Raw genomic sequence first — 13419 nt, 5'->3', positions numbered from 1 at the left:
AATGAGTGATTAAGAAGATGTATGAGTATTTAGATGGTGAATTAACTGATATCGCGGAACGTTATGTAGTAATTGATGTTCAAGGGGTGGGGTATTTAGTAAACGTTGCTAACCCGTATCATTTTGAAACAAAAGTTAATACTAAAATGAAACTATATGTACACCAAAGTGTTAGTGATACCGCAATGACGTTATATGGTTTTGAAACTTTAGAAGATAAACAATTGTTTGAGCAATTGTTGAACGTTTCTGGAATTGGTTCTAAGAGTGCTTTAGCAATTATGGCCGGAAATGATAATACTGGGTTGGTAAATGCGATTAAAACTGAGAATGTGAGTTTTTTGGTTAAATTCCCTGGAATCGGTAAAAAAACCGCGCAACAAATTATTTTAGATTTAAAAGATAAAATTGATAAAACTTTACAATTGGATTTGAATGTCCAGGAAACTACTACAGTTCCTAGTCAAAACCAAAAGCTAGACGATGCTTTAAATGCATTAGAAGTTCTTGGCTTTACGCATAAAAGTGTCCTCAAAATTCAACCTAAATTAGCTGCTTTAGATAACGAAACGACTACCGATCAATACATTAGTAGTGGTTTAAAAATGCTAACTAAGTAAGGAGGTAAACCGTGGAAGATGACAGAATTGTTTCGCAAAGTACGGATGAACAAGATGCATCACTTGAACAATCTCTGCGACCACAAACCTTTGCCCAGTATATCGGACAAAGTGAAATTAAGCGTTCTTTAAACGTATACATTAAAGCCGCTAAACAACGAGAAGAGTCGTTAGATCATGTCTTATTATATGGACCTCCTGGTTTAGGAAAGACCACTTTAGCCATGGTAATTGCCCATGAAATGGACGTTAGTTTAAAGATCACGAGTGGTCCAGCAATCGAAAAAAGTGGTGATTTGGCTGCTTTACTAAATGAATTGGAGCCTGGCGATATTTTATTTATTGATGAAATTCACCGATTACCCAAGGTAGTTGAAGAAATGCTTTATTCTGCCATGGAAGATTTTTACATTGATATTGTGATTGGACAAGGGCCAACTGCGCATCCGGTTCACTTTGCTTTGCCACCCTTTACTTTAATTGGAGCGACGACGCGAGCAGGCTTATTAGATGCTCCATTTCGTAATCGATTTGGCATTGTTGAGCATATGAATTACTATAATCAAGCTGATCTCGAAAAAATCGTCAAGCGGTCGGCCAAAATTTTTCAAACTGACATTAAGGATGAAGGAGCCCATGAAGTGGCTTTACGATCCCGTGGGACTCCCAGAATTGCTAACCGTTTATTGAAGCGAGTACGTGATTTTGCACAAGTTTCGGGTAAGGCGGAAATTGACATCGAAAGTGTTGATCAAGCTTTAACCGCTTTGGGAGTAGATAATCAAGGACTAGATCGGACTGACCTTAAATTATTGGAAACCATGATTGAATATTATCGTGGCGGTCCAGTAGGGTTAAATACGTTAGCTGCCAACATTGGAGAAGAAGCTGATACAATTGCCGAAATGTACGAGCCCTATTTATTACAAAAAGGGTATTTAAAACGAACGGCTCGCGGTCGAAAAGTGACGGAAAAAGGCTATCAACATTTAGGAATTCCTTATCCAACCGAATAGGGTTGATTAATAGCGTTTATAGGTCAAATTTGGTAAAATATAACTAGTAAATTAATTGAGGTGAAATAATATGCAACAATATGGTTCAATTGCAATTTTAGTTGTTTTATTTGGTTTAATGTATTTCTTCATGATTAGACCACAAAAGAAACAACAACAAAAACATCAAGAAACCCTAAAATCTTTACAAAATGGTGATCACGTTGTTACAATCGGCCGTTTACACGGGGTGGTTAGCAACATTGATCGGACTAAAGGTCTAGTTACCATTGATTGTGACGGAATTTATTTAGATTTTGATTTAAATGCCGTTGCCAATGTAACTCGTCCTGAAGCTCCAGCTGCTCCTAAAGCAGAAGCAAAACCAGCTGAAGCAACTGAAAAAACAGATGACGAAGCAAAATAAAAGCCTACTAAAGGCTTTTTTTATTAGCTGATTAGGAACGTATGTTCTGAAAAGGGGGTTTTCTCATGACAAATGATGATATTCAAGTCGATACTTCTCGAAAAATCATTCATGTGGATATGGATGCCTTCTTTGCTTCAATTGAACAGCGGGAGCATCCAGAATTTAGGTTGCAACCCTTAGTAATTGCTAAAGATCCGAGGACGACTGGGGGTCGAGGCGTGGTGACGACTGCTAACTACATCGCTCGGCAATACGGAATTCATTCTGCAATGCCAGCTAGTAAAGCGCTTGATCTTTGTCCAAAGGCGGTTTTTAAAGCCCCTGATTTTGAACTATTTAAAATGGTTTCTGATCAGATTCATGATATCTTTCATGAATATACTGATAAAATTGAAACCGTAGCTTTAGACGAAGCTTATCTCGATGTAACCGAAAATAAAAAGAAAATTGAAGATCCGATTTATTTAGCCCACCTAATTCAAAGCGAGATTTGGGAAAAAACATATTTAACGTGTTCCACGGGAATTTCTTACAGCAAGTTTTTAGCTAAGGAAGCTTCCGATTATCGAAAACCAGCTGGCGTAACGGTGATTAGCGAAGATGATGCGCATGATTTTTTAATGCGTTTAAAAATTGAAAAATATCGTGGAGTTGGCAAGAAAACCGTGGAAAAAATGAAAGCTCTAAACATTAATAACGGCTTTGATTTGTACCAAAAGTCAGAGTTGTTTTTAATTAAAGAGTTTGGCAAATTTGGTTATATTTTATATCGCAGGGTCCGGGGATCTGATAATCGGAAAGTTGAATATCAACGGGAACGTAAGTCAATTGGAAAAGAACGAACTTATCCTCATGAACTAAATAGTATGAGCGAAGTAGAACAACAATTGAGTAAAATTGCTAAGCTGGTCGTGGATACTTTGCAAAAACATCAGAAACACGGAAAAACCGTGGTTCTGAAAGTTAGATATCGTGATTTTACGACCATTACTAAACGGATTACTGAGACGGATTTTATCGAAAATGATGCCGAGTTAATTTATGCTAAAGTAATTGATATTTTCGACGAACTGCCTGACCCAGCCAAGGGAATTCGCTTATTGGGAATTACGTTAACCAATCTGGCTGATGTGAGTTTCCAAAATATTAATTTACCTTTATACTAAAAATGAGGTATACTTAACTATTAAGAGTTTTTATAGAGGTAGATAAAATGAATGTTAAAGAACAAATTTATGAAAAAATTAGTGAATACGATACGATTATTATTCATCGACACCAACGTCCTGATCCTGATGCCGTAGGTTCACAAATGGGGCTCGGCTACTTGATTAAAGCAACCTTTCCCGATAAAAAGGTTTATTGTGTCGGAAAGCAATATAAAAGTTTTGCCTGGCTAGGGGAAACTGATGAAGTTAGTGACGATGATTACAAAAATGCTTTAGTGATTGTTTGTGATACGGCTAATCAACCACGCGTCGATGATGATCGTTTCCACCAAGGTAAATACCTAATTAAGATTGATCATCATCCCAATGATGATCAATTTGGTGACTTAATGTGGGTTAATCCTGAAGCTTCAAGTGTTTCAGAAATGATTTATGACCTTTATGCCGCCAATGCCGCCATGAAATTATCTGATGATGGAGCTCGCGATTTATATGCTGGAATTGTGGGCGATACGGGACGATTTAAGTATCCATCTACGACTAGTCATACTTTTAAGGTTGCTAGTGGTTTGACGAAATTTGAGTTTTCGTTAAATGACATTGCGCAACGAGAAGATGAAATTGACGTTCCTTTGGCTCATTTAGCAGCTTATGTTTACCAAAATCTTCAGATTTCAGAAAGTGGAGCTGCTTACATTGTTTTAACTAATGAAGTCATTGAAAAACTCAATTTAGGTGATGATAGTACTTCCTCAGTGGTCCCATTACCTGGTAACATTGGTTCAGTAGTTGATTGGGCCATTTTTGTTCAACAAAAAGAGGGCGATTATCGGATTCGACTTCGCTCAAAAGGTCCTTCAATTAATGAATTAGCTAAGCAACACAATGGTGGGGGTCATGCCCTTGCTAGTGGTGCAGTTGCCAAAGATGAAAATGAAATTAAACAGGTTGTGGCCGAATTAGACCAGTTAACCAAAGCGTATAACGAGAAAGGTAACAAATAATGAGTGCAGCTTTTAAAGATTATAAATTCAAGCCGTTTATTAATGATGCCATTAATGACTTAGGATTTAACAATCCAACTCCAATTCAAGCTAAAGTAATTCCGACGATTCGTCATGGAAAAAGCGTGATTGGTAAATCAGCAACTGGTAGTGGAAAAACCCATGCCTTCTTGCTACCCCTATTTGATAAATTAGATTTAAATAATCCTAATACCCAAATTGTGATTACGACGCCTAGTCGAGAATTAGCTTATCAAATTTACGAAAATGTAAAACAAATTGCCAGTTTTAGTCCAGAAACAATTCACATTGCCAATTATGTTGGTGGAACTGACAAAGAAAAACAAATTGAAAAATTAAAACGAGAACAACCACAAGTAGTTGTGGGAACTCCAGGACGAATTTGGGATCTTTCCAAATCAGGTTATTTAGACATTAATACTGCTGATAAATTAGTCATTGATGAAGCTGATATGACCCTTGACTTCGGATTTTTAGAAACGGTAGATAAAATTGCCGCCGCAATGGCTAAAGACTTACAAATGATGGTCTTTTCTGCTACCATTCCGCCCAAATTAAAACCATTTTTGAAAAAATACATGAAAAATCCAGTCCTTGATGATATCCCAACCGAAACGGTGATTAATCAAGACGTTGATAACTGGTTAATTTCAACTAAAGGACAAGATAAAAATGGCTTAATTTACAAGCTACTTACGATGGGTAATCCTTACTTAGCCTTAATTTTTGCTAATACTCGTGAACGAGTAGATGAAATTGAAGAATACCTTCAAGGACAAGGCTTAAAGGTGGCTAAAATCCATGGTGGGATGCAACCTCGAGTTCGGAAACGGGTTATGAAACAAATTCAAAACCTTGATTTCCAATATGTAGTAGCTTCTGACTTAGCTGCCCGGGGAATTGATATTGATGGGATTTCTCATGTCATTAATGATGATATTCCTACTGATAATGAATATTTTGTTCATCGAGTTGGTCGAACGGGTCGTAAAGGGATGAAGGGAATTGCAATTACGCTTTATGGTCCTGACGAAGATGCTAAAGTACTTGAACTTGAAAACATGGGTATCAAATTCAAGCCTAAAGAAATTAAGAATGGTGAAATTGTTGATACTTACGACCGTCGTCGTCGAGAAAAATACAAGGGCCATCATGAAAGACTAGATGGTTCAACGCTTGCCATGATTAACAAGAAAAAGAAAAAAGTTAAACCGGGTTACAAGCGCAAAATTAAACGAGCAATTAAGACGAAAGATGAGCAAAATCGTAAGATTGAATTACGTAGTCAAATTCGTTCTCGTAAGAAACAAAAGAAACGTAGTTCAGAACGTTATCAATAATTGACACCCATAAACTTTATGGCTATAATTTTTAACAAGGACATACTAATAAAGGGATTTTTCCAGCGATGATTGGATAGTGAAAGCAATCAAAAACGAATTTATTTGGGGCTACCTGATTTGAAATACGGTTCTCGCGTTATAGAGATTTATGAGAGGTAAACGATAAACATCGTTGCAAACAAAGTGGTACCGCGTGTAGACGTCTTTGTGAGCAATGGTGTTTTTTATTTAATTTTATTTATTGGAGGAAGTAAGATGAAACAGCTTAGTAGTGGTGAAATTCGCCAAATGTTTCTCGACTTTTTTAAAGAAAAGGGACATACAATTGTACCAAGTGCATCATTAGTACCACATGATGATCCAACTTTACTTTGGATTAACTCTGGGGTTGCCACGATGAAGAAATATTTTGATGGATCAGTGGTTCCCGATAATCCAAGAATGACTAGTTCCCAAAAAAGTATTCGGACCAATGATATCGAAAACGTTGGACGAACTGCTCGTCACCAAACGTTATTTGAAATGCTTGGTAATTTCTCAGTTGGGGATTACTTTAAAGCAGAAGTTATTCCTTGGGCCTTAGAGTTATTAACAAGTCCAGACTGGTTTGGTTGGGATAAAGATAAGTTATACATGACTTACTACCCAGAAGATACAGCTACTAAAGAACTTTGGGAAAAAGCCGGAGTTGCCCCTGATCACTTAATTCCAGTTGAAGACAACTTTTGGGATATTGGTCAAGGACCTTCAGGACCAGATTCTGAAATTTTCTATGATCGTGGAGAAAAGTATGATAATTTAGCTCCTGATGATCCAGAAAACTATCCTGGTGGAGAAAACGAACGGTACCTTGAAGTTTGGAACATTGTGTTCTCACAGTTTAACCATACTGCTGAAGGAACTTACGAACCACTTCCTAGAAAAAACATTGATACGGGTATGGGACTTGAACGGGTTGTTTCCGTATTTCAAGATGCACCCACTAACTTTGAAACTGATTTATTCATGCCTTTGATTGAAAAGACGCAATCATTTAGTGACCAGAAAAAATACGGTGCCAATGCTGATGATGACATTGCCTTTAAGGTAATTTCTGATCACATTCGGGCCATTACCTTTGCCATTGGTGATGGAGCGCTTCCTTCTAATGAAGGACGGGGCTATGTTATCCGTCGGTTACTTCGTCGGGCCACCGTTAATGGACATCAATTAGGAATTGATGGGGCCTTTCTTTACAAACTAGTTCCCGTAGTTGGTGAAATCATGAAATCCCATTATCCTAAGGTCTTGGAACAAAGTGATTACATTCAAAAGATTGTTAAAAGTGAAGAAGATCGGTTTAATGCAACACTAAATGATGGGATTGCTTTATTGAATGAAGTAATTGCTGAAACTAAGGAAGCCGGTAAAACCGAAATTTCTGGAAAAGCCGCTTTCAAACTATATGATACTTACGGATTCCCATTAGAATTAACGCAAGAATACGCCAGTGATCGTGGGCTTAAAGTTGACGCAGAAGCCTTTGATGCCGAAATGGAAGCCCAACGTAATCGGGCTCGTAATGCTCGGAGTAAGAAAGGTTCCATGAAAGTACAACGTGATCTTTTAATTGAAATCAAGACTCCTAGTGAATACGTTGGTTACACTGATTTAACGGTTGATGATGCGGAATTGAAAGACATTATTTTTGATGAAAAATTGGTTAACGCAGTTGATCAAACCAATGACGAAGCAGAATTAATTTTCGATAAGACGCCTTTCTATGCGGAAATGGGTGGCCAAGTGGCAGATGCTGGTAACATCTATAACGAAAATGGTGATTTAGTTGCCACGGTTGAAGATGTCCAACATGCGCCCAATGGACAAAACTTACACACCGTTAAAGTGCTGGGAGAATTAAAGCAAGGTGGTCACTACAAATTAGTAGTTGATCGTAAATTCCATGCCGGAGTTGAACGGAACCATACCGCAACTCATTTGTTAGACCAAGCTTTACGAAATGTGTTAGGTGGTCACACTGAACAAGCCGGTTCATTAGTTAAACCAGGTTATTTACGTTTTGATTTTACGCACTTTGGTTCGGTAACTGCTGAAGATTTGAAGAAGGTAGAAGATTTAGTTAACGAAAAAATCTTTGAAGCCCTTCCCGTTGAAACCGTGGTTACTGATAAAGAAACCGGGAAAAAGATGGGTGCCATTGCGTTGTTTGATGATAAATATGGTGATCAAGTTCGAGTAGTTAAAGCTGGTGATTTCTCCGTTGAATTCTGTGGTGGGGATCACGTTAAGAATACTAGTCAACTTGGTTTGTTCAAGATTACATCAGAAACTGGAGTTGGAGCGGGAATTCGTCGAATCGAAGCCGTGACTTCTAAACCAGCATTTGATTATTTAAATGACGAAGAATGTCTTTTAAATAAGGTTACGAAAACCATTAAAGCAGCTAATAATGCTGCTGCTCCAGCCCGAGTTAAAGAAATGCTTAAACAAATTAAGGATCTCGAAAGTAAACAAGAATCACTTGAAACCAAGCTTGCTAACCAAGAAGCTAGTGATATGTTTACGAACCCCGAAACCATTAATGGCGTTTCAATTATCACGGGTCAATTAAAGAATGGTAATATGAACCAACTTCGTGAATTGGCTGATACTTGGAGAGATAAAAAATACTCAAACATCTTGGTCCTTGGAACTGGGGTTGATGGCAAAGCTAATTTATTAGTAGCTGTTGATGAAGAAAATGTGAAAGCTGGTATTAAAGCCGGTGACATTGTTAAAGCAATTTCAAGTAATATTCAAGGTGGCGGGGGCGGTCGTCCTAACTTAGCCCAAGCTGGTGGTAAAAATCCCGCTGGAATTGACGATGCTTTGCAAGCTGCGAAAGCTTGGTTAAATAATAAATAATTACTGTCGGTTTAAACATTAAAGATTGGATAAAATATGAGAATAATGGGATTAGATGTCGGTTCTCGAACTGTAGGAGTAGCCATTAGTGATGCTCTCGGATGGACCGCACAAGGAATTGAAATTGTTCGAATTAATGAAGATGAAAAAGAGTTCGGACTAGATCGCATTGAAGAATTAATTAAGGAATACGATGTTCAAAAAGTTGTCATTGGTTTACCAAAGAATATGAACAATACTGAGGGTCCCCGCGTTAAAGCTTCCAAGCGATATGGTAAAATGGTTAAAGCTTTCTTTCATTTACCAGTCGAATTTCAAGACGAACGTTTAACGACGGTCGAAGCAGAACGAATGTTAATTGAAAAGGCCGATGTTTCGCGTGCCAAACGGAAAAAAGTAATTGATAAAGTAGCTGCCGAATTAATTTTACAGGGCTACTTAGATAAAAACATGCAATAAAAGGAGGATTAAGATGAACAACGAACCAGAACAAATTACCTTAATTGACGAAGATGGTAATGAAATTCTTTACAATGAATTATTTACCTTTGAATCAAAAGACTATGATCGTTCATACATTTTGATGTATCCCGCTTCTGAAGAAGGAAACGAAGATATTAACATTGAAGCCTATGCCTTACCACGAGGAACTGACCCTACTTCACCAGAAGATGGCGATTTAGAACCAATTGAAGATGATGCAGAATGGGAAATGGTCCAAGAAACTTTAAATACTTTTCTCGCTCCTGAAGACGAAAATTAAGCAGTATAATAACAAAAAGGTGTCAACGTCAATGTTGATACCTTTTTTGTGCATTCATGATAAAATTATAGTATTACTGGAGGGACTTAGATTGGATAATAAAAAAAGATTTAAAGCTAAAATTGGAAATAAAGATTTTACTTTGATTGGGACTGCTTCTGAAGAACACATGACGGCAGTTACTAAAATTTTAAACAACGAACTTACTAAAATCAAAAGTCAAATTAACCGAATTAGTGACGAAGATGCTGCCATTTTATTGGCTTTCAACGCCATTTCAAATCAGTTAGATAAACAATTAGAGTTAGATGAATTAAAGAAAAAGGACGCCAACCAATGATTTTATCAATCATAATTTTAATTTTAGGAATTATGGCCTTAGTGAGCGGTTATCATCGCGGTTTCGTAAATGAATTTTTAAAATTAATTGGGATAATTATCGCTTTAATGTTAGCTAGTAATTTTGCTAATTTAGTTGCAACTTGGTTAAGGACCTTCTTTAACCTATTTGTCGTTAATAAAGTTTATTCTAACCATGGATTATGGCATGGAATTGGATTTGTAATTGTCTTTAGCCTGGCATTAATGGTGGTTCGTGTAATTACCCGATTTTTCGATCGGATTGCCTCATTACCAATTTTGCGACAATTAAATGCCATTTTGGGGGCCATAATTAGTTTAATTATTTGGTTACTGCTAATAACTATTATTATCGATGTGGCCTTATTGTTTAAGGTTGATTGGATTACTTTTGCATATCAAGATTCAATTCTGGCACAATTGTTAGTAAATGGTTTTGGTCAAATTTTTACTTTTTAGAATAGGTGGTTAAATGAATCAAAAAGTATTAGAAACTTTAGAATACCAGCAAATTAAACAAAAAATTGGTGAATACTTAGCAACGGAAAATGGAAAAAAAGAATTAAAACAATTATTACCAAGTGGTGATGCGGAAACGGTAAATGGTTGGCTTGATGAAACAGATGATGGTGCTCATATTTATCGATTAAATTATGTAATTCCGATTCCTAAATTAGTTGATATTACTCCATCAATCAAACGCTTGGAAGTTGGGGCTAATTTGAACGGACGTGAACTTGCACAAGTAAGTGCCGTTTTAAATGCCATTTCAAAAATTAACTTGTTTTTTGAAAGATTAGCCGCTGAAAAGGTTACACTTCATGTGCTAGATGATGAAGTGAAAAACTTTAGCAATCTTCCTGAGATCACGGAACAATTAAAAAAATCAATTGATGAGCGCGGTAAAATTTTAGATGCTGCTTCAGGAAACTTGAGTCGAATTCGGCGCCAAATTAGTCGTTTAGAAGGTAACATTAAAAGTAAGATGGAAAGCTACACCCACGGCAAACAGGCTAAATATTTAAGTGATCCCATTATTACGATTCGGGATGAACGGTATGTAATCCCCGTTAAAGCTGAATACAAGCAAAAAGTTGGTGGAATTGTCCATGATCAAAGTACTTCCGGCCAAACCATTTATCTTGAACCGGCTGGAGTAGTTGGGTTAAATAATGATTTACGGCGAGAACAAATTAATGAACGCGAAGAAGAAAAACGGATTTTAGCTCAGCTTTCTGATTTAGTTCGTCCATATCAAGCCGAACTATTAGCCAATGCAAAACAACTTGGACATTTTGATTTAATTAATGCAAAAGCACGTTATTCGGCGAGCCTTAAAGCTACTCGTCCAGAGATTTCAGCTGATAACCAAGTTAACTTAAAAAATGCCCGGCATCCTTTGATTAATCAAGAAAAAGTGGTTGGTAATGATATTCAACTAGGATTTGATTACCGCCAAATTATCATTACTGGTCCGAATACTGGTGGGAAAACCATCACGATGAAAACGCTAGGGCTCCTTCAATTAATGGCCCAATCGGGAATGTTCATTACCGCTGATGAAGGGAGTCAAGCGGGACTTTATGATGAAGTTTTTGCTGACATTGGTGATGATCAATCAATTGAACAAAACTTAAGTACCTTTTCATCTCACATGGATAATATTATTAGCATCTTAAAGCAGATGACTAAGCGCAGTCTAGTCTTGATTGATGAATTAGGGGCTGGGACTGATCCTCGCGAAGGGGCTGCTTTAGCCATGTCAATTTTGGATGCCATTAGTCAGTCCAATGCGGAAGTTTTATCGACGACCCACTATCCAGAGTTAAAAGTATATGGTTACAATCGACCAGAAACGATTAATGCTTCCATGGAGTTTGATGAAAAAACTTTGAGCCCCACTTATCGATTGATGATTGGAATTCCAGGGCAGAGTAACGCGCTTAGTATCGCAAGTCGATTAGGGTTAAACGATTCCATTATTATGGAAGCAGAGTCGTTGGTTGATGAAGATAGTCAAGACATTAATTCGATGATTAAAAAATTAACCCAGCAAACGAAAGCGGCAGATGATCGAGCTCGTAAGTTAGCAGTTGAATTACAAAAAGCGACCGAACTTCACCAAGAGTTAACCGAAAAGTTTAATCAATTTACCGAACGTCGTGATGCGATGATTAATAATGCTAAACGGGATGCCAATCAAATTGTGTCTCGAACGAAACGTCAAGCTAACGAAATCATTGAGGATTTACACAAACGCCAAAAAAATGCGGCAATTGATGTTAAAGAAAATGAATTAATTGAACAAAAGGGTAAAATTAACGCCTTAGAACAACATCCGGAACTGAAAAATAATAAAGTGTTAAAACGCTCAAAAGCCAAGAAGTCATTTAAGGCCGGAGATGATGTTTTAGTTAAAACTTATGGCCAACGTGGGGTCTTACTTAAAAAGTTGGGTAATCATAGTTGGGAAGTTGAGTTGGGAATCTTAAAAATGAAAGTTAATGAAACTGACATGGAAAAGGTTAAAGAGGATAAGCCTAAGAAACCAGCTCAAACAATCGTTCATCGAACCCGGTCATCGTCAACTTCACCAACCCTTGATTTACGAGGTGTTCGGTATGATGATGCTATGCAACGCTTAGATCGTTATATTGATTCAGCATTACTTGCGGGATATCCGTCCGTTACCATTATTCATGGAAAAGGAACGGGGGCACTTCGTAAGGGAGTGATTAATTATTTACGGGGTAACCGCCAAGTGAAAGAATTTGGCTTTTCCCCGGCTAACTCTGGTGGGGATGGCTCCACCGTAGTTAAGTTTAAGTAGATTGTAGTCAATCTAGTTGAATTAGGCATTATTAGATAGTATACTTACATCAAGTAAGTAACATACCAAAGGAGGATTTAATTATGGTACATGAAATTACAGATGCAAACTTTGAAAAAGAAACAGATGAAGGTTTAGTAGTAATTGATTTTTGGGCAAGTTGGTGTGGTCCATGTAAAATGCAAGGACCTGTAATTGATGAATTATCTGAAGAAGATCAAAACATTAAATTTTGCAAAATGAACGTTGATGAAAACCAAGCAACTGCTTCAAGCTTAGGGATTATGAGTATCCCAACTTTATTGGTTAAAAAAGATGGAAAAATCGTTGATCAAATTGTTGGCTACCATCCAAAGGAACAATTACAAAAAATGTTAGCAACCTACTAATTGTTTGCAATAATAGCAAAAATCCCATTACAATCGCATCTCAAGCGGTAGTAATGGGATTTTTTTAGTTTATGCCGGGTTTAGTTCAATGTTGTTCGTGGTCGTTGGGTCTAAAATTTGGCGAGAAATATCGGAAATAACGGTGATTTCAACCGTTTCTTTTCGTTTAATTTTATATTCGGCTTCGGTTTCGAATCCTGAATTTTGTTGAATAGTTTGAGCAATAAAACCCGTTTCTAGCATGAAATCGGCATCTTTATCTAATTTCAATCTAGTTTGGACCTCAGAACCAGTCAAAGTAAAAACGTGCTTACTTTCGGAGTTAGTTATTAAAGCTAAACTTCCAAATTGAGCTTGTTGAAAAAATTCAGGTAAAGCATCCGTTGCTACTGGAAATTTAAGGGCTAAATTTTTTCCTGCCCAATAGAGAATATCATGAATATCTTCATTTAAAATATCTTTTAAAAGTTGATCACGGAGTAATGCTACCCCAAAAAATTCGGGATTCGGCTTAGTTTGGAAAAATTTGGTGTAATTATTTAATTCTTTTTTGCTCATGTTATTCTCCAATCGTTATTTATACGATTTCAA

General features: G+C 37.0%; 14 protein-coding genes. 13 read left to right on the top strand and 1 reads right to left on the bottom strand.

Annotated elements, in window-relative coordinates:
• The first annotated feature begins 17 nt into the window (after window positions 1–17).
• The 13 genes from ruvA to trxA all read left to right on the top strand — a co-directional run bounded on the left by ruvA (window position 18) and on the right by trxA (window position 12828).
• Window positions 18–620: a Holliday junction branch migration protein RuvA gene (gene ruvA, locus ACEPSS_RS07420; protein WP_395318775.1), complete on the top strand. Its 603-nt coding sequence runs from the start codon at window positions 18–20 to the stop codon at window positions 618–620.
• 11 nt (window positions 621–631) lie between these two features.
• On the top strand, window positions 632–1636 hold the full coding sequence (gene ruvB / locus ACEPSS_RS07415) for a Holliday junction branch migration DNA helicase RuvB (RefSeq protein WP_395318773.1): 1005 nt from the start codon (window positions 632–634) through the stop codon (window positions 1634–1636).
• Between the two features lie 70 nt (window positions 1637–1706).
• Window positions 1707–2042 carry a preprotein translocase subunit YajC gene (gene yajC, locus ACEPSS_RS07410; RefSeq protein ID WP_395318771.1) on the top strand — a complete coding sequence of 112 codons (336 nt, stop codon included), beginning with the start codon at window positions 1707–1709 and terminating at the stop codon, window positions 2040–2042.
• A 65-nt stretch (window positions 2043–2107) separates the two neighbouring features.
• The gene (dinB, locus tag ACEPSS_RS07405) at window positions 2108–3211 is read left to right on the top strand and encodes a DNA polymerase IV (RefSeq protein WP_395318769.1); all 1104 of its coding nucleotides are present in this window, start codon (window positions 2108–2110) and stop codon (window positions 3209–3211) included.
• Between the two features lie 47 nt (window positions 3212–3258).
• Window positions 3259–4218 (top strand): DHH family phosphoesterase, encoded by a 960-nt coding sequence (locus tag ACEPSS_RS07400; protein ID WP_395318767.1) that lies wholly within the window; start codon window positions 3259–3261, stop codon window positions 4216–4218.
• The gene (locus ACEPSS_RS07395) at window positions 4218–5579 is read left to right on the top strand and encodes a DEAD/DEAH box helicase (protein WP_395318765.1); all 1362 of its coding nucleotides are present in this window, start codon (window positions 4218–4220) and stop codon (window positions 5577–5579) included. The genes ACEPSS_RS07400 and ACEPSS_RS07395 overlap by 1 nt, the downstream gene beginning before the upstream one ends.
• Before the next feature lie 258 nt (window positions 5580–5837).
• Window positions 5838–8486, top strand: a complete 2649-nt coding sequence (alaS, locus tag ACEPSS_RS07390; protein ID WP_395318763.1) for an alanine--tRNA ligase — start codon at window positions 5838–5840, stop codon at window positions 8484–8486.
• A 36-nt stretch (window positions 8487–8522) separates the two neighbouring features.
• The gene (ruvX, locus tag ACEPSS_RS07385; RefSeq protein WP_395318761.1) at window positions 8523–8945 is read left to right on the top strand and encodes a Holliday junction resolvase RuvX; all 423 of its coding nucleotides are present in this window, start codon (window positions 8523–8525) and stop codon (window positions 8943–8945) included.
• A 13-nt stretch (window positions 8946–8958) separates the two neighbouring features.
• Window positions 8959–9249, top strand: a complete 291-nt coding sequence (locus tag ACEPSS_RS07380; RefSeq protein ID WP_395318759.1) for a DUF1292 domain-containing protein — start codon at window positions 8959–8961, stop codon at window positions 9247–9249.
• 91 nt (window positions 9250–9340) lie between these two features.
• Window positions 9341–9589, top strand: a complete 249-nt coding sequence (locus ACEPSS_RS07375) for a cell division protein ZapA (RefSeq protein WP_395318757.1) — start codon at window positions 9341–9343, stop codon at window positions 9587–9589.
• Window positions 9586–10068: a CvpA family protein gene (locus tag ACEPSS_RS07370; protein ID WP_395318755.1), complete on the top strand. Its 483-nt coding sequence runs from the start codon at window positions 9586–9588 to the stop codon at window positions 10066–10068. Before ACEPSS_RS07375 ends, ACEPSS_RS07370 begins: the two co-directional genes overlap by 4 nt.
• A 13-nt stretch (window positions 10069–10081) precedes the next feature.
• Complete coding sequence (locus ACEPSS_RS07365; protein WP_395318753.1) at window positions 10082–12439, top strand: endonuclease MutS2; 2358 nt, start codon at window positions 10082–10084, stop codon at window positions 12437–12439.
• Between the two features lie 83 nt (window positions 12440–12522).
• The gene (gene trxA, locus ACEPSS_RS07360; protein ID WP_395318751.1) at window positions 12523–12828 is read left to right on the top strand and encodes a thioredoxin; all 306 of its coding nucleotides are present in this window, start codon (window positions 12523–12525) and stop codon (window positions 12826–12828) included.
• A 69-nt stretch (window positions 12829–12897) separates the two neighbouring features.
• Here trxA and ACEPSS_RS07355 read toward each other — a convergent pair whose 3' ends face one another.
• Window positions 12898–13386 (bottom strand): YslB family protein, encoded by a 489-nt coding sequence (locus ACEPSS_RS07355; RefSeq protein ID WP_395318749.1) that lies wholly within the window; start codon window positions 13384–13386, stop codon window positions 12898–12900.
• Window positions 13387–13419 lie beyond the last annotated feature (33 nt).

It is taken from the genome of Fructilactobacillus frigidiflavus (assembly GCF_044054575.1).
Lineage (GTDB): Bacteria > Bacillota > Bacilli > Lactobacillales > Lactobacillaceae > Fructilactobacillus > Fructilactobacillus frigidiflavus.
Note: the sequence above shows the minus strand (reverse complement) of the source record. Positions and strands in the feature narration are given on the sequence as shown.